15 protein-coding genes are annotated in these 17,359 nt (G+C 55.1%); 6 read left to right on the top strand and 9 right to left on the bottom strand.

The annotated features are described in order from the left end of the window. Positions 1 to 12 precede the first annotated feature (12 nt). Positions 13 to 900: a DUF3097 family protein gene (locus E6072_RS03565; RefSeq protein WP_316693786.1), complete on the top strand. Its 888-nt coding sequence runs from the start codon at positions 13 to 15 to the stop codon at positions 898 to 900. Here E6072_RS03565 and E6072_RS03570 read toward each other — a convergent pair whose 3' ends face one another. The 4 genes from E6072_RS03570 to E6072_RS03585 all read right to left on the bottom strand — a co-directional run bounded on the left by E6072_RS03570 (position 901) and on the right by E6072_RS03585 (position 6,571). Beyond that, on the bottom strand, positions 901 to 2,205 hold the full coding sequence (locus E6072_RS03570) for a coproporphyrinogen-III oxidase family protein (RefSeq protein WP_316693788.1): 1,305 nt from the start codon (positions 2,203 to 2,205) through the stop codon (positions 901 to 903). After that, entirely contained in the window at positions 2,202 to 3,062 is an 861-nt protein-coding gene (trmB, locus tag E6072_RS03575) for a tRNA (guanosine(46)-N7)-methyltransferase TrmB (RefSeq protein WP_316693790.1), read from the bottom strand. Before trmB ends, E6072_RS03570 begins: the two co-directional genes overlap by 4 nt. 3 nt (positions 3,063 to 3,065) lie before the next feature. Beyond that, positions 3,066 to 4,913, bottom strand: coding sequence for a translation elongation factor 4 (gene lepA / locus E6072_RS03580; RefSeq protein WP_316693791.1), 1,848 nt, complete (start codon positions 4,911 to 4,913; stop codon positions 3,066 to 3,068). 68 nt (positions 4,914 to 4,981) lie between these two features. After that, positions 4,982 to 6,571: an LLM class flavin-dependent oxidoreductase gene (locus E6072_RS03585; RefSeq protein ID WP_316693792.1), complete on the bottom strand. Its 1,590-nt coding sequence runs from the start codon at positions 6,569 to 6,571 to the stop codon at positions 4,982 to 4,984. A gap of 173 nt (positions 6,572 to 6,744) precedes the next feature. Between E6072_RS03585 and E6072_RS03590 the strand changes: the two genes are divergently transcribed. The 5 genes from E6072_RS03590 to E6072_RS03610 all read left to right on the top strand — a co-directional run bounded on the left by E6072_RS03590 (position 6,745) and on the right by E6072_RS03610 (position 9,566). Beyond that, positions 6,745 to 7,176, top strand: coding sequence for an RNA-binding S4 domain-containing protein (locus E6072_RS03590; protein ID WP_316693793.1), 432 nt, complete (start codon positions 6,745 to 6,747; stop codon positions 7,174 to 7,176). A gap of 332 nt (positions 7,177 to 7,508) precedes the next feature. Beyond that, positions 7,509 to 7,775 carry a 30S ribosomal protein S20 gene (gene rpsT, locus E6072_RS03595; protein WP_024058548.1) on the top strand — a complete coding sequence of 89 codons (267 nt, stop codon included), beginning with the start codon at positions 7,509 to 7,511 and terminating at the stop codon, positions 7,773 to 7,775. Between the two features lie 317 nt (positions 7,776 to 8,092). Further along, a complete protein-coding gene (gene msrA, locus E6072_RS03600) occupies positions 8,093 to 8,614 on the top strand; it encodes a peptide-methionine (S)-S-oxide reductase MsrA (protein WP_316693794.1) in 522 nt (173 codons plus the stop codon). Continuing rightward, complete coding sequence (locus tag E6072_RS03605) at positions 8,605 to 9,132, top strand: O-acetyl-ADP-ribose deacetylase (protein WP_316693795.1); 528 nt, start codon at positions 8,605 to 8,607, stop codon at positions 9,130 to 9,132. The genes msrA and E6072_RS03605 overlap by 10 nt, the downstream gene beginning before the upstream one ends. 2 nt (positions 9,133 to 9,134) lie before the next feature. Then, positions 9,135 to 9,566: a hypothetical protein gene (locus E6072_RS03610; RefSeq protein ID WP_316693797.1), complete on the top strand. Its 432-nt coding sequence runs from the start codon at positions 9,135 to 9,137 to the stop codon at positions 9,564 to 9,566. A 457-nt stretch (positions 9,567 to 10,023) separates the two neighbouring features. Here E6072_RS03610 and gatB read toward each other — a convergent pair whose 3' ends face one another. The 5 genes from gatB to ligA all read right to left on the bottom strand — a co-directional run bounded on the left by gatB (position 10,024) and on the right by ligA (position 17,321). Continuing rightward, on the bottom strand, positions 10,024 to 11,520 hold the full coding sequence (gene gatB, locus E6072_RS03615; RefSeq protein WP_316693798.1) for an Asp-tRNA(Asn)/Glu-tRNA(Gln) amidotransferase subunit GatB: 1,497 nt from the start codon (positions 11,518 to 11,520) through the stop codon (positions 10,024 to 10,026). Positions 11,521 to 11,530: 10 nt separating this feature from the next. Further along, positions 11,531 to 13,024: an Asp-tRNA(Asn)/Glu-tRNA(Gln) amidotransferase subunit GatA gene (gene gatA, locus E6072_RS03620; protein ID WP_316693800.1), complete on the bottom strand. Its 1,494-nt coding sequence runs from the start codon at positions 13,022 to 13,024 to the stop codon at positions 11,531 to 11,533. A gap of 2 nt (positions 13,025 to 13,026) precedes the next feature. Then, positions 13,027 to 13,323, bottom strand: coding sequence for an Asp-tRNA(Asn)/Glu-tRNA(Gln) amidotransferase subunit GatC (gene gatC / locus E6072_RS03625; RefSeq protein ID WP_316693803.1), 297 nt, complete (start codon positions 13,321 to 13,323; stop codon positions 13,027 to 13,029). A gap of 89 nt (positions 13,324 to 13,412) precedes the next feature. Continuing rightward, positions 13,413 to 14,654 carry a phospholipase D-like domain-containing protein gene (locus E6072_RS03630; protein WP_316693805.1) on the bottom strand — a complete coding sequence of 414 codons (1,242 nt, stop codon included), beginning with the start codon at positions 14,652 to 14,654 and terminating at the stop codon, positions 13,413 to 13,415. A gap of 45 nt (positions 14,655 to 14,699) precedes the next feature. Beyond that, positions 14,700 to 17,321: an NAD-dependent DNA ligase LigA gene (gene ligA / locus E6072_RS03635; RefSeq protein ID WP_316693806.1), complete on the bottom strand. Its 2,622-nt coding sequence runs from the start codon at positions 17,319 to 17,321 to the stop codon at positions 14,700 to 14,702. Positions 17,322 to 17,359 lie beyond the last annotated feature (38 nt).

Consider the following 17,359-nt stretch of genomic DNA (forward strand, 5'->3'; position numbering starts at 1 on the left):
TATAGTTAGGGCGTGTTCGATCGCTACGGAAAAGATGTCCTCGCTAACGATAATTGGCGCAAGCTCCCTGCTTCCCGCCCGGTTGCTGCTACCCGCGGCCTGGTAGTTGAGGATGTGATGACCGGTTTTGTAGGCGCGGTAGTGCGCTGCTATAAAGCCGGTGGCATGTATTTGGTGGAGCTGGAGGATCGCCGCGGCAAAGTACGAGCTTTTCCGCTTGGACCCGGTTTTTGGATTGACGGAAAACCGGTGGAGCTGCGGGCTCCCGCACCTAAAGTCAAAAACGACAAGTCTCCTAAATTGGCAACTGGTCGCGCCGCCACGAATTCTGGTTCGCGACGTGCGCCGCAGGAGGATAAACGGCGGGCACGAGTGGCACGGGCTTCCCGGATTTGGGTAGAAGGACGCCATGACGCGGAGCTAGTAGAACACGTTTGGGGCGATGACCTGCGAGAGTTAGGGGTGGTAGTAGAAATCCTGGACGGGGTGGATCACCTCGAGGATAGGCTAGCGGAATTTGCTCCTACCTCGCGGACAAGAATCGGCGCCTTAGTCGATCACCTGGTGGCCGGCTCTAAAGAGTCGCGTATCGCCCAGCGGTGTATCGACACTTTTGGCGAGGACGCAGTCGCGATTGCCGGACACCCCTTCGTGGACGTGTGGCAAGCCGTGAAGCCGCAGCGAGTGGGGCTAGCTCGCTGGCCGCAAGTGCCGCGCGGCACCGATATTAAAGTGGGCAGCCTGCAGGCACTGGGGTTGCCGGCTGAAAGCCAGGCGGATATTGCTCAGGGTTGGAAACATATTTTGCGTCAAGTCCGTGACTGGCAGGATCTGGAACCCGGTCTTTTAGGGCCGGTAGAATCGCTAATCGATTTCGTTACCGCCGCCGGCACCCGCTAGCTACCAGCCCAGCAGCTGGCCAGTAACATAGTCAGCCATCAAGCGCCCTCGCAAAGTTAATATCGCTTCGCCACGACGCGCCGCCGCTTCTTCAAGATATCCCGCTGCCACCAGCGCCGGTAACTGGGCTCGTTCTTCAGCGCGCAAACTTTTTACCCCCGAGGCGGTACGCAGCCCCAACATAATCCGCTCCAGTTCCCGGCTGGCAGCAGCTACCACTTCCCCGTCATGAACCGGGAGGTCACCCGCGGCTACGCGGCTAGCGTAGCCGCGGGGATGTTTTTGATTCCACCAGCGCACCTGGCCGAGATGAGAATGCGCACCCGGCCCAATGCCCCACCAATTCCAGTCTCGCCAATAAGCCAGGTTGTGCCGCGATGCATTCGCCAAACAAGTCGCATCCGGAATCTGCGGGCTAGGAAGCTCTTCGGTATCTAGCCGCTTTGCCCAGTTAGAGATCTCGTACCATTCGAAATCGGCCGCTTTTAGCAGCGAGTCCGCCATTTCATATTTTTCTGCCTGGCTATCGGGATCTATCGGAGACAGTTGTCCCCGCTCCACCTGGGCATACATTTTGGTTCCGGGCTCAATCACCAGAGAATAGGCGCTAATATGGTCAACTTCTAAGTCCAAGGCTGCCTGTAGAGAGGTTTCCCAATCAGCTAAAGACTCCCCTGGAGTCCCGTAAATCAGATCTAAAGAGACTGCGAGGCCGGCGCCGCGCAGCGCCGCTACTGCTTGGGGAAGTTTTTCCGGGCGATGAGTGCGATCCAAAGTGGCTAATACCCGCGGCAGTGCCGATTGCATTCCCAGGGACACGCGAGTAAATCCACTGGCGGCTAGCTCCCGTGCCACCTGGTCAGTTATCGTGTCCGGGTTAGCTTCAATCGAAACCTCAGCGCCCGGAGCTATCCCCCAGGTTTCCTGAACCTCCGCCAAGATTGCCCGTAGCGCCCGCACGCTTAGCAGGGTGGGGGTACCGCCTCCAAAATAAACCGAGGAGGCCGGGGGTGGAACCAGCTTATGCTCACGCAAAAACTGAGCTGCCAGCGCCATCTCTTTACGCGCCGAATCATGGTAGCTTGCCCGATCCGCACCCGCTCCAAAATCCTTCACATAGGTGTTGAAATCACAGTACCCGCAACGCACCCGACAAAAAGGCACATGAATATAAACCGCGAAGTCGGTCGCCTGCTGCCCCAAATCGCGCCGCGCCGCGCCCCCTCCCGATACCGGGAATAACTGCGAGCGACCGCCCTCATAAGCAGCGGAAAAAAACTCTTTTAGCTTAGAGGTGCCGCTCACGAAAGCCGCTGCGCCACCAGGTCGAACACTTCTCGTCCCGCATCTATTGCGCGCCGCTCAAACTTGGTCATTACGCGTCCTTCCCAACGCGGAGCGAAACCACCCCGCCCCGGATCGGGATCTTCCTCATGGGGATGAACCCCAGCATAGGGATTCTCAAAATAGGGGGAATCCTCAATAACGTCGCGCATCTGGAAGGCATAATCAGACCAGTCAGTGGCCAGGCGCCATACTCCCCCCGGACGCAATACTCGCGCCACCGTTTGCGCGAATTCAGCCTGCACTAGACGCCGTTTATGATGTTTAGTTTTGCGCCACGGATCCGGGAAGAAAGTCCACACCTCATCCAAGGAGGCTTCGGGAAACAGAATCGGTAAAGCCTGAGCGGCGTCGGCCTCAATAATCCGCAGATTATCTACCCCGGCTTTAACCGCTTTCGACACGGTTTGCGCCACTCCCGGGCGATAAACTTCGAATCCGATGTAGTCCCGATCCGGATGCGATACCGCCGCCGACACGATCTGATCGCCGTTACCAGTACCAATTTCCAGGCGCACCACCGCTTTGCGATCAAAGAGACGCTTAAACGATAAGGGTTTCGCATCCTCGGCCACCGCGGTATGTCCGGCACCGACGGGTACAGTTACCACATAGTCACCGGCATGGGCGTCCCAAGTATGTTGCAAAGAATCGCTAAGCTGGCGCGCCCGGGAGACAAAAGACTTCGACCTGGCCAGATAGCGTCCTTCCGGAGATGACAGGTCAAAATCGGAAGTCTCTCCTCCGCCTTCACCCACCGCCAGTTCCGCCTGAGAACCTGGTACCGCTTCCTCGCGCTCGGATAGTTCTTCACTCATGACTTACCCCTTTCCCGTGGGAGTATCTTGGGTTATGGCATCGATGAAAGCCGAGTTCGGGATTTCCACCGCACCCACTGCTTTCATTCGTTTCTTGCCGGCCTTCTGTTTTTCTAAAAGTTTGCGTTTGCGGGAAATATCCCCGCCATAGCATTTCGCCAACATGTCTTTTCGTAGCGCTCGAATAGTTTGCCGGGCAATAATTCGCGAACCCACCGCTGCCTGTACGGGAATCTCAAACTGCTGGCGGGGAATCAAATCTTTTAGCCGCCGCGTCATTTTATCCCCATATGTATAGGCCGCATCGCGATGCACAATGGCGCTAAACGCATCTACGCCCTCGCCGTTTAATAAAATATCTACTTTCACCAGGTCGGCAGATTGGGTACCCGCCTCGTGATAATCCAGGGAAGCAAAGCCCCGCGTCCGGGATTTCAGCTGGTCAAAAAAGTCAAACACAATTTCCGCTAACGGCAAACGGTAATGCATCTCTACCCGGTCAGAGGATAGATACTCCATTTTCCCGAGGGTGCCGCGCCTGCCTTGGCACAGCTCCATGATTCGTCCTACGTAATCGTTAGGGGTCAAAACGGTGGCTTCCACTACCGGTTCTTGCACGTCCACGACTTTCCCATCCGGATATTCGGAAGGATTGGTGACTTCTAGTTCGGTGCCGTCCTCTTGAGTGACCTGATAAACCACCGAGGGGGCAGTGGCAATAATCGACAGCCCTGCCTCCCGCTCCAGACGCTCTTTCACGATCTCTAGGTGCAGCAGTCCCAAGAATCCGCAGCGGAAACCAAATCCCAAGGCCACGGAAGTTTCCGGTTCAAAAGTAATCGCTGCATCGTTTAACTGCAGCCGATCCAATGCCTCCCGCAGATCCGGGAAATCATCACCATCTACCGGATAGATTCCGGAATAAACCATAGGTTTAGGTTCTTGATAACCAGGCAGAATCTCACTGGCGGGATCCTTGGCACTGGTTACGGTGTCACCAACTTTAGATAGCCGCACGTCCTTAGCGCCAGTAATCAAATAACCCACTTCGCCCGATCCTAACCCGGCGGCCGGGGAAGGCTCCGGGGAAATAACCCCAATCTCTAAAAGCTCATGCTCAGAACCAGTGGACATCATTTTGATCCGCTGACCCTTCTTAAGACTGCCATCCATCATCCGCACATAGGTCACTACTCCGCGGTAAGTGTCGTAGATGGAATCAAAAATCAGGGCACGCGGTGCCTCGCTGCTGGATTTAGGGGATGGAATCTCCGCTACGATCCGATCCAGGAGCTCCGGCACCCCTTCACCGGTCTTGGCTGATACCCGCAGGCAATCCTCGGGAGACCCTCCCAACAGTCCCGCGATTTCCTCCGCGCAGCGATCTGGTTGCGCCGCCGGAAGATCAATCTTGTTAAGTACCGGAATAATTACCAGGTCATGTTCCATCGCCAGATAGAGATTCGCTAGGGTTTGCGCTTCGATCCCCTGCGAAGAATCGATTAGCAAGATCGCCCCTTCGCAAGCAGCTAGCGAACGAGATACCTCATAAGAAAAGTCCACGTGACCGGGGGTATCAATCATATTAAGCACATAGTGGGTGTCCCCCACCTGCCAGGGCATGCGAACTGCCTGGGATTTAATCGTGATTCCGCGTTCGCGTTCAATATCCATCCGATCCAGATATTGCTCGCGCATTTCTCGTTCCGAGACCACCCCGGTGTCCCCCAACATTCGATCAGCCAGCGTAGACTTGCCATGATCGATATGGGCGATGATACAAAAATTACGAATCTGCTGGGGATCCGTATTACCGGGGGAAATCCCTAAATCCCGCTCGCTGTTAGCCAATACTATTATCTTCCTATTAAATTCCCGCTGTCTTCTCGCGTTATCATATTGCCTTAAGTCCCAGACCCCTAACTACGAGGACGTGGCTTGCGCCTGGTACGGGTACGAGCAGTTGGTTTTGCTGCGGGAGTTGCTTGCTCACTAGCAGCATCGGACTTCTCTGCCGGCTTTGCTGCCGGTTTAGGTTTAGCTGCTGCTTTCGGGGAGGTCTTTGCCGCAGTTTTCCTAGCGGCAGGTTTCTTAGTCGCGGCAGGTTTCTTGGCCGCAGGCTTTTTACCAGGCGCGGCTTTAGAGGCATTAGCCTTTGCTGACGCGTCCTCACTAGCGGAAGATGCTGCCGCAGAGTCCGCCGCCGCAGAGTTCTTTAGGGCCGGCTTTTTCCGCTCACTGCGGTGCACTGGCCCATAGACTGCTGAGCGATTACGCAACGCCCCAGACCTAGGCGCTACCTTTTCCTCCGGTTCTTCCTCCGCGATTTCTACCACTTCCGGTTCCGGGGTGAGAGGTGTTTGCTCCGCTTCTTCCGCTTCCCCCTCGGCTGGCAGTATCGGCAAGCCCCAGGCTTTAGCTACCAGTTCTAGAGAATGAATGCGTACCGCAGGGTCATAAGCGTGAGTGACGGTGATGATCTCATCTACCATGTACTTACGGGAAACCCAATCCATCTTCTCTACTACTTGGTCCGGGGTGCCGACCGCGTGGATAGAGGGCAACGCCCGCACCCGATCGGCGAGCTTTTCACCCAAAGTAGCATCCAGATCATCCGTCGGCGGGGTGAGCGTGCCCGGACGTCCGGAAAGCACATTACCCTGAACCTGTTGCGTGGTGGTGAACTGGTACTTTGCTTCCGCTTCGTCCTCGTTACACATAACGTTCATCCCCATCATAACTACCGGATGATCCACCATGGCAGTCGGGGATTTTGCGTTGAACTCGCGCCGATATATCTCGATAGCCTCATCAACATTGTAAGGCGCGAAGTGACCAGCAAAAACATAGGGCATTCCCAGTTCAGCGGCAACCTTGGCGCCCGCAGAGGATGAAGACAACATCCACATAGGGATGCAAGTACCCTCGCCAGGAATCGCGCGTACCCGAGTGAAAGGGCGATCCACACCGATAACTTCAATGCCTAGAATCGAGGCTTCCGCACCTGAAACCACCCCGGAGTGCACCACTGATTTTTGATCTGACAGATAGCTGGCGAGCTCTTCGAGATCCTCCTCGAAATAGGCTGGCTCACTAGAGCCGCGATGTAGCGCCCGAGCCGTAGCCGGATCAGTTCCGGGAGCCCTGCCTAACCCCAGATCAACCCGCCCCTCGTAAATGGTGTACAGAGTTCCGTAGGTTTCCGCTACCGTAAGTGGAGCCCAGTTAGGTAGCATCACCCCGCCGGCACCTACCCGCAGACGAGTAGTGTTTTCCAAGGCGCGGGTGATTATCACCGATGAAGCCGAACACATGAAAACTTGTGAACCGTGATGTTCTGCTACCCACAGGCGGGTGTAGCCCAAACGGTCAGCATTCTTCGCTAGATTTAGCGAAGTGTCCAGGGCTTCTTTCCGGGTCATCCCGGTAGAAAGCGGCGCCAACTCCAATATGTTCAAAGGAACCCGCCCATTGGACAATTTGGCAGCGAGAATTGGATTAGGTACCAATTTATTCCTTTCCTCAACACCCCTCGCGGGGGCAATAATCATCTTCTCTTAGGTTACGCTAATTACGCCCGCTGGGGGGACTAGAAGCGCTAACCTTTAGAATGAAAAATAAAAAACCGCGCTAAAAATCGGAATATGTAGGACTTAGTGACTTTAGGAGCGGCTGAAACTAGATGGGGACGGAAGATAATAACGAGGGCGCAGCTGGCACCGCCACTAGGGTCGCCTCGGTGCGCGCCGACATTTGGGTGTGGGCGGTACGCAAGTATAAAACCCGTTCGGCAGCGGCTAAGGCATGTAAAGCTGGTCACGTAAAGATCAATGGCAAGAGCGCTAAAGCGTCTTCTCTGGTTCGCCTCGGCGACCAAGTAGTGGTGCGGATCGGAGGCTTCGACCACATATTACAGGTCAAGCAGTTACTCGAGCGGCGAGTAAGTTATCCCCTGGCTCGCCTAGCCTATGAAGATTTAACTCCCGAGCGCCTCCCAAAGCTGTCTCTACCCTCCCTACCGCGTCGGGAACCAGGATCCGGCCGGCCAACGAAAAAAGAACGTCGCCAATTGGACCGCCTGAGAGGCCGCAGCCCTAACCAGGGACGTCGCTAGCGGTGCCCTTGGGGCTAGCCGGGAAATCTTCTAGCTGAGGCCCGCTTTAGCTAGGTTCTCACTGGGGGCGGCTTTGTCGAGGCTGGGAGGAGAGCCCCCCCAAGCCGCTCGAGGTAGCCCTGACCTTTCCGGAGGCGAAACGCAGAAGTGAACTTGGTTACCACCCCCGAATTATTTAGCGTCTTAAGGCTCGCGCCTGCTAGACTGATTCGCGGACTTTAGCCCCGGTCGGCTTTAGTCTTGCCGGTTTCTTGCCAGCGTGCCCCACACGCCAGTCCGAATCCGGCTCAGCCCTCTAGACCGCATATTGGATACTCATAGAGAGTGAAAAATTGGCAAATATTAAGTCTCAGAAGAAGCGTATTCGTACGAATGAAAAGCGCCGCTTGCGCAACCGCTCGGTAAAGTCCGAGCTCAAGACGCTGGTACGTCGTACCCGCGAAGCGGTGGCTGCTGGCGATGCCCAGCTAGCCGAATCTGAATTGCGCCTCGCCAGCCAGAAGCTGGATCGCGCCGCGCAAAAGAAGATTATTCACCGCAACCAGGCGGCTAACCGCAAGTCGAAGCTGGCGAAGCTAGTTAACTCTATGGAGAAGTAACTCTTCGAGGGCGTTTGGCATCAGGTAAGGTTCCGATAGAGTCTTACCTGAAAAATATCTCACCGCACGCGGTGAGATATTTTTATTTTCTGCGTCCTTGCAGCCTCTCATCCATTGTGGATACTATTTCGGGCACTTAGGGTGGATCCGGGAAGCGTCCGTGGGCTAAGTCCCGCAGGACTCAACTGCTGAGAACCCTCCTCCGAGAATGGTCGCAGCCCAAATATCCGCAGCTAGTTCCGGTCACTGACGCTTTCTTGTAGTAACTGGCTTCCTGCTACCGGAAGTAATAACTGCTCGCCCTCTATACTGAAACCATGAGGAATACCGAAACTGCTTATTTTGCAATGGGCTGCTTTTGGGGAGCAGAGCGCCTTTTTTCAGAACTAGACGGAGTGAAGCAAACCGAAGTCGGCTACATGGGAGGACACCTAGAAAACCCCAGTTACCAGCAAGTTTGCACTGACACCACCGGTCACGCGGAAACGGTACGAGTGGTTTTTTATCCTGCGCAGATCAGTTACCGCCAGCTGCTAGAGGTATTTTTCTCCCACCACAACCCAACTACCCTTAACCGTCAGGGTGGCGATGTGGGCTCGCAATACCGCTCCCAGATTTTCCCCACTACTGAGGATCAAGAACATACAGCGCAAACAGTACTTTTGGATCTTAGAAGCCAAATCCTCGACCTCTACGGAGCCGAGCCCGTTACCAAAATCGCTAGAGCTTCCCAGCTTCCCGCCTTTTACCCGGCAGAGGACTACCATCAACGCTACTTAGAAAAGAATCCCTTCGGCTACTGCTCGATCAAAGACAACGGATTAATGAAATGCAACTAGGAAATCTCCAGGTAGAAGTAGTTTTAGCGGATATCACTACGCTGGATGTTGACGCGATTGTCAATGCGGCAAACACTTCCCTACTGGGAGGAGGCGGTGTAGACGGGGCTATTCACCGCGCTGCCGGTCCCGGTCTACTCCAAGAATGCCGCACCTTGGGCGGAGCCCGAACCGGACAGGCGAAGATTACCGGTGGTTACAACTTGCCTGCCAAGTACGTAATTCATACTCCTGGGCCAGTGTGGCATGGCGGAGGCAGTCGGGAAGCCGAGCTCTTGGCGACTTGTTGGCGCAATTGCTTACGGCTGGCTGCGCAGAACCATTGTCGTTCGATAGCGTTCCCCTCGATTTCAACCGGGGTTTACCGCTTCCCAATAGCGCAGGCTGCCGCGATTGCTATCAAGCAGATCAAAGATTTTTCCGCCTCGCCCTCTAGCCTAAACTCCGTAATTATCTGTTGCTTTAGCCCCGAGGATCAGCAGGTTTACCAGCAGGCACTGTCCACATTGGAGGGATAGTTTTGGCGCTTTGGATATTACTGGGAGTTATCGTTGGGATTGTCGCTGGATGGACAATTTTGCGTTACCGGCGTAGCCACAACAGCGAGGCAGCAAAACAGGCTCTCCAAGAAGCATTTAATGAGTGTATACCCTCGCAGCAGCAGGCATTTTACGAGTGTGAGGACGATTTTTCCTCGATAGCGGTTGCCGGGATCGGCAAAACCGCTAGTTTCAAAGCTTTTTCGGCCTTTCTACGTAAACTAGGGGCTTCCGATATGGTGATAGCCCGCTTGCTAGCCCCGGTGGCTGACCCCTCCCAGCTCCGCGGCGCTACTTTCGGACAGTTTGACCTTTACTGGCTGGCGGTTTCTGGCGAAGGACTACAGGCCATGGTGCGTCCGCGTTCCAAGAAAGGTTCGGTTCCCAACCCCACTCCCCCCAAAAAAAACTAAAGGTCGCATTAACTACTAAATGCGCGGAGGAGAGATTTTTCCTCCCGCCCAAGAATTTGGAAAACGTAGCGACGTTTTCCAAATTCTTATGCCCACCGCGCCCACTCGGATAAAATCTCTCCTTCGCGCTTATTACGGATCATTCTCGCCGGTCGCATCCTCTTGCTAAGACAGGTCTTCAGGGTTCACCCGGATATAATCTTTTCTCCGCGCTATAAGGGCAAACGCAACCGCGACTTTTGGACTAAACAAAGATCGTCTCCCACGGTAATCTCCACTTCGGAAGGCTGAGGAAACTGGCGTAAACACCCTGCACACGGATCGCAGGCGTGCGGGGGCGGATTTATGCCGAGCAGGCTAGGTGGGCGTAAAACTCCTGAAAGACCGAAGTCTTTCAGGAGTTTTTGGGCAGGAGGCGAAATCCGCCCCCGTGCGTCACCGATACAAAGTATGGGAACTAGCCGTTGATTTGTTTGAGGATCATCTCGCGGGTTTCCCCGGCATCTGCCTGCCCCTTGGTGGCACGCATGACCCCACCCATGAGGGCGCCAATCGCCTTGACTTTGCCGCCTTTGATTTGCTCCACCACTTTCGGGTTATCCGCAATCACCTGGGCGACTGCGGCCTCTAAGGCAGCGGTGTCTCGCACGATTTCAAGTCCGCGCGCCTGCATAACTTCGGCGGGGGTGCCTTCACCTTCCAGTACCCCGGCGATCACCTTGCGAGCCAACTTATCATTAAGTTTACCCTGGTCAACCAGGTCTTGTAGCTGAGCTACATCGGCGGGCTTGGCTGCTACCTGCTCCAGACTCAGGTTCTTTTCTTTGGCAATCCGGGAGATTTCCCCCATCCACCATTTCCGCGCCGCCTGGGGGGCGGCTCCTGCCGCGACCGTGGCCTCGATAATATCCAAAGCGTCCGCATTTACCACGTCCCGCATTTCCATATCGGAGAAACCGTATTCTTCGCGCAGGCGGCGGCGCCGGGCTACCGGCAGTTCCGGCAGGTTAGCGCGCAGCTGTTCCACCCATTCTTTCGCGGGAGCTACCGGCACTAGATCGGGTTCCGGGAAATAGCGGTAATCTTCGGCGTCGGATTTTTCCCGCCCCGAAGAAGTGGTAGCAGTATCTTCATGCCAGTGACGAGTTTCTTGGATAACTTTGCCTCCGTCAGAAAGAATCTTGGCTTGGCGACGAATCTCAAAGGTAACCGTTTTTTCGATGGCTTTAAACGAGTTCACGTTCTTAGTTTCCGTGCGGGTTCCCAAGGGCGCATCCGGGCTGGGTCGCAAAGATACGTTCACGTCCGCGCGCACGTTTCCCCGTTCCATCCGTGCCTCGGAAACCTCCAGGGCACGGAAAATATCGCGCAAGGTACGTACATACGCGGCGGCTACCTCGGGAGCGCGAGCCCCCGCGCCCTCAATAGGGCGAGTAACGATCTCGACTAGCGGCACCCCGGCGCGGTTATAGTCCACCAGGGAATAGGCTGCCCCTTGGATACGACCGGCATCGCCTCCGATATGGGTGTTCTTACCAGCGTCCTCTTCCATGTGAGCGCGTTCAATATTGACCCGGAAGATTTCCCCATCGTCTAGCTCTACATCTACATAGCCGTCATGGGCGATAGGTTCATCGAATTGGGAAATCTGGTATGCCTTCGCCAGGTCGGGATAGAAATAGTTTTTACGAGCGAAGCGGCAGAAGGGGGCAATCTCGCAATTGAGTGCCAACCCAATCTTGATGGCGTATTCCACTGCCCGCTCGTTAGCTACCGGCAGAGATCCGGGCAGTCCGACAGAGACCGGGGTTACCCGGGTGTTGGGTTCCCCCAGTGAAGAGTTCGGGGCGCTATCAAACATTTTGGTTTCAGTGCCCAGCTCAACATGGACTTCTAACCCCAATACCGGATCGAATTCGGCTACTGCGTCTTCGTATTTCATTAAATCGCTCATTGCTTCTCCTCTACTTCACCGGGCAAGCAGCCGGAACATCGGTGCCGCAGGCATCAACCGCGGCCTGAGCTACCTGATACATGAGGGCGTCAGCACGCTGCGGCGCCATCACCTGGAAACCAATCGGCAGTCCTTGCTGATCCAACCCGATCGGCACGCTGATCGCCGGAATGCCCGCCAGGTTCGCGGGGATAGTGGCTATATCGCAGTTATACATGGTCAGCGGGTCACCAATCTTTTCCCCGAGTTTGAAGGCTACGGTGGGCGAAGTAGGCAACACTAGCGCATCTACCTGCGAGAACGCCTTGGAGTAGTCTTCTTGCACCAAAGTGCGTACCTTTTGGGCACTGCCGTAATAGGCATCAAAATATCCGGCAGATAACACGTGGGTACCCAGAATAATCCGACGTTTAACTTCTGCCCCAAAACCGGCTTCGCGGGTAGCCGCCATTACGGTTTCGGCAGTTACCGGCCCGGAGGTCGGCTCTACCCGGATTCCGAAACGGATACCGTCAAAGCGTGCCATGTTAGAAGAAACTTCTGCCGGCATAATCAAGTAGTAGGCGGCGAGGGCGTCTTTAAAGGAAGGCATATCGATTTCAGTAACCGTAGCCCCCCGCTCTTTCAAAGCCGCCACCGTGTCGTTAAAGGTGCGGGTAACGTCCTCTTCATAGCCATCTCCGCTGCCCTGTTTAACTACCCCCAGGCGCAACCCGGAGAGGTCAGTTTTACCTTGGTATTCCTTAACGGCCTCCAGCAATGCCGGAACTGGCTCGTTTAGGGAAGTGGAGTCAAAGGGGTCATGCCCACCTACTAGTTCTTGTAGCGCGGCAGCATCCGCAACCGTGCGGGTAACCGGACCGATTTGATCTAGCGAGGAGGCCATAGCTACCAAACCGTATCGGGAAACCGCGCCATAGGTGGGTTTGGCGCCCACGGTGCCAGTGACCGCACCGGGCTGGCGAATCGAGCCCCCGGTGTCGGAGCCTAAGGCTAAAGGCACCATAAAGGAGGCGACTGCTGCAGCCGACCCCCCGCCCGAGCCACCGGGAATCCGGGACGGATCCCAAGGATTGTGGGTGGGGCCGAAGGCAGAATGCTCAGTAGACGAGCCCATCGCGAACTCGTCCATATTGGTTTTACCGATAATCGGGAGCCCCGCCTCTTTGATTTTGCTAACTACCGTGGCATCATAGGGAGGCTTCCAACCAGCCAAAATCTTGGAGCAGCAAGTAGTTTCCTGCCCGCGAGTAACCATATTGTCTTTCAAGGCAATCGGCAGACCGGCCAAGGGATGTAGTTCTTCTCCGTCCTGGCGAGCCTGGTCTATGCGCCGGGCAGTCTCCAGCGCGCCCTCGGAATCTAAATGCACGAACACATTTAGGCTCGGGTTTAACTGTTCGATCCGATCCAGGCAAGCCTGAGTCAGCTGTTCGGAAGTCAGCTCCCCCGCGCGCAGCTTCTCCGCTAGCTGCAGGGCTGAAAGTTTCAAAAAGTCTTCCACGGTTACTCCTCCCCAATGATTTGCGGTACCCGGAACTGGCCATCTTCAGCCAAAGGCGCTCCGGCCAATAGTTCCTCCCGGTCAAGGCACTGTCCTGCCTCGTCTGGTCGGAGTACATTGCTCATCTCAATCGGGTGGGAGGTGGCTTTAGTATCAGGCCCTACGGCCTCAGAGACGGTAGCAACCGCCGCCGCGATCTGCCCCAGCTCCCCCGCGAACTGGTCTATTTCTTCATCGGTAAGTGCGATCCGCGCTAAGTCGGCAACGCGCACTACTTCATCCCTATCAATTGTCGACATAGCTCCAGTCTAATGCCCGCGACACTCTCGGTCATATTACGCCCTTAAACCCCGATCCGGCTCGAGGCGGCAGCAGCGGTCAACTGCGCTTAAACCAGGAAGGCGAAGGGACGTAATAGTCGCTCTGCTATCCGGGCGATAAAGGGACGCCGATTCCATTCGTGACGGCTAATAGAGCGAGCATTCAACAGGTCAGTAAAGAAAATATTCTCCATATTCGCCGCTAGCTGCCGGGAGGTAATCGACATATTGATTTCATGGTTGCCGGTCATCGATAGTCGGTCGATATTGGCGGTGCCGATTGTTGACCAGTATCCATCAATAACGGCGGTTTTGGCATGGATCATGACATTGTCATACAGCCACAGTTCCACCTGGTTATCGAGCAGATCAGTTAGGTAGGATCGCGAAATCCAATCCGCGAGAATATGGTTTGATTTGGCTGGTACCAGCACCTTCACGTCCACTCCCCGGCGGGCAGCATCAATGAGGGAACGCTGGATTACCCGATCGGGAACGAAATAAGCCGAAGTTATATAGGCGGATTCTTGCGCTTTATCCAGGGCGTTCACATACATTCCGCGTACGGGAAATAACAGCCTTTTCGGGTCGTTGACGCAGGCCTGGATTTTCGAATTCCAGGATTTGGCGCGCGGATCCCGTACTTTCTTTAACCGTAAATGCCATTTTTGCGCATAATTCCAAAAGTCCAAGAAAGCGCTTTCCAGCTCCCACACATTGGGACCGCTAATGCGCAAATGGGTGTCTCGCCACTGGTTGTCCAGGTAATAGGAGCCGATGTTATAGCCCCCCACAAAACCCACTTTGGAGTCCACGACCAAGATTTTTCGGTGATCACGCGCCGAGTGTTTCAGGGAATATCCCAGGACATGCAGGTTTTTTAACCTGGGGAAATGGAAGAACCGGGGATCGACCACCATATTTCCAAAACGATCCCAGATGATATACACCTCGGCGCCGCGCTCTGCTGCCCTAATCAGGGCGTCTTTGAATTCTTGTCCGATTTCATCTGATTTCCAGATAAAAGTTTCGAAAAATACCCGCTCTTTCGCGCCCTCGATAGCCGCAAGCATATCGCGATAGAGGCTTTCCCCATCCATATAGGTTTTCAGGCAGGAGCGATCCACCCGGATCGGTTGGGTTTTAATCTGGGGATAACCACCTGGTTTACCGGTTTGTCGCAACTTACGTAACTGGTCGATCGCCACGATAACCGTAACCGTCACGGCTTGCAGGGTCGCAATCACCACAGCCACAATTTTTAAGCCGCGCAGTAACGGGGGGATCGTTTTCTTCGGGATCCTCAACATAGTTACCACTTTAACGCCTTGCCCAAGGACTTTGTGGCATACGCGCTAAAACAAACTATCAGCAGCGCTCCCGGAGGTCTGTGGGGTTGGAGGGGGCGTTTTCTTGGGTGAGGACGCAGGTGGGGTAGTTATTGTGTGCTCACTTCCTTGCGCACCCGCTTGCTCATTTCCTGCCCCAACTCCCAGTCCAACGGCTGCTAGGGTTGCTTCCATTCCCTGTGCTAAAAGTTGCGAAAAATACTGCTCAGGCAGGCAAGCCACCCCAAGTTCGTGGGCTTTCTTTAGCTTTGACCCGGCCTTTTCTCCGTAAACAAGCAGGTCGGTATTTTTTGAAACCGAGGATGCAGATTTTCCGCCTGCCCGCATCACGGCTTCTTTGGCTTCGTCGCGAGTGTAACCCTCTACCCTGCCGGAGACCACTACGTTTAGTCCGGATAGGGTTTGTTCCGCGTTAGTGGCGTCCTCTTCACGCATTACTACCCCAGCTTTTTCCCAGGCGGACACAATCTCCTGGTGCCAGTCAACAGCAAACCACCCCTTTATAGAGGAGGCTATTTCCGCCCCAATATCGTCCACGCTGGTTAGTTCACTTTCGCTGGCGCTGGCGATTGCCTGCAGACTCCCAAAACGTGCAGCTAGTGTCCGGGATGCCTGGGGACCTAGATGCCTAATCGATAATGCCACCAAGATCCGCCACAGTGGCTGAGTTTTCGCTTTTTCCAGCTCCTCAAGCAGCAACTTTCCCCGCGCCGCCAGGGTGGGTGACTGGGGGTTTCCGCCTGCAAAATAGGGGGTGTAACTCCAGATTTCTCCGCTGCTCAGCAGCTTTTTGCTTAGCTCTGCGGCTTCTTTATCGCTTTTTCCTGCTGCTATTAGTTGGGCTTTTAGTTTGGCTCGGTCGCTTTTGGTTACCTGTTTTCGGTTCCAGGTTTTTACCTGGAGGAGCTGTTCGGTATGTAAATCAAATAGCCCAGATTCGCAGGGAAGCGCTGGGGACGCTGGCGGGGGCAGTAACGACTCCGCGTCCTCAGCCGGAATGTCAGCCGCCGGATCGTCCTCGAAAAAATAGATAAAGCTACCCGCTGCTGCTATTGCTTCCCCCCGGGTGAGGGCGAGAGCCGCCTGGGGACGCTCGGCCTCCGGCATAGTTAATGCTGCCGCAGATTGTTCCCCTAGCCCTTCGATATCGAGGGCGCCGCGCGAAGCTAAGAAAATAATGCGCTCTTTAATCTGCTCGGGACAATGGCGCTGGTTGGGGCATCTTAGATCCTTATCGCCTTCTTTTTCCGGCCGAATTTCGCTGCCACAAGAAGGACAATGCTGAGGCATTTGCCAATCGCGTTCACTGCCGTCCCGCAAATCCACTACCGGGCATACGATTTCGGGGATCACATCCCCGGCTTTGCGCAGCACCACCGTGTCGCCAATTTTCACGCCCTTCCGGCGCACCTCGAAAGGATTATGGAGGGTAGCTCGCTCCACATTAGAGCCATCTACCAGTACTTTTTCCATTACCCCGTAGGGGGTTATCCGGCCGGTGCGCCCTACCCCAACCCGGATATCCACTAGTTTGGTATGAACTTCTTGCGGCGGGAATTTATAGGCAACCGCCCAGCGCGGAGCGCGCGCGGTAAATCCCAGTTCCCCCTGAGTTTTCAGGTCATCAATCTTGAGGACGACCCCGTCAATTTCGTGACTAATCTCGGGACGGATTTTACCGATATGGGTGATAAAATCTTGGATTTTATCCAGGCCTCGCAGGGGGCGAGTATATTCGCTGACCGGCAGTCCCCACTGACGAAGCTGGTGGTACCACTGCAATTGGCTGGCGGGCGGGGTGAAACCTGCCGCTAAATCAGTGGCTTTCCATTGCACTTTCCCGATTCCATGAGCTATCAAAGCTAGTGGGCGCGCCGCCGTTACCCGGGCATCTTTTTGCCGCAGCGATCCGGCAGCCGCATTTCGAGGATTCACAAAGGGGGGCTCCACTTTGCTAGGCAGCCCTGCCTTTTGCCGCTGCGCGCGCCAAGCGGCAAGATTACCGGCTTTTTTGGCGGAGCTGTATTCCTCCCATTGGGCGCTGCGCTGCTCATTTAACTTATTAAAAGCGGAGAGGGGAAAATAGATCTCCCCCCGGATCTCACAAATTTCGGGCACTACGGTGCCGCTAAGCTGGGAGGGAATATTAGCGATAGTGCGAATATTGGCGCTCACGTCCTCCCCTACGCTGCCATCTCCGCGGGTAGCTCCCAAGACCAGCTTCCCGTTCCGATAGGTGAGGTTAACCGCTAAGCCATCAATTTTTACTTCGGCACTCACCTGGGGTTCTTCTTCTCCGGTGGCCTGTGCCATTCGCTGGTACCAACTAGAGACTTCTTCGGTGTCAAACACGTCATCTAGAGAGGCCATCCGCTCTAGATGGGTTACGGAAGAAAAAGTTTTTTGCGCACTCCCCCCTACGGTTTGGGTAGGCGAATCGGGGTTTATTAGCTGAGGAAAACGCCCCTCTAGCTCTTCCAGCTGACGAAATAACCGGTCATATTCCGCATCCGAAAGCGTGGGGCGATCCCGGTCATAATAGAGAACTCGCGCCTGGTTAATCCGGTCTACCAGGTCTTCCCACTGCTTTTGCGCCTGCGCCAACGCTAGCTCATATTCACTCGCCATGGCTTCATTTTCCCTTTTTTATCCCGAAAAGAAAAAGG

The organism is Varibaculum cambriense, from assembly GCF_032557235.1.
GTDB lineage: Bacteria > Actinomycetota > Actinomycetes > Actinomycetales > Actinomycetaceae > Varibaculum > Varibaculum cambriense_C.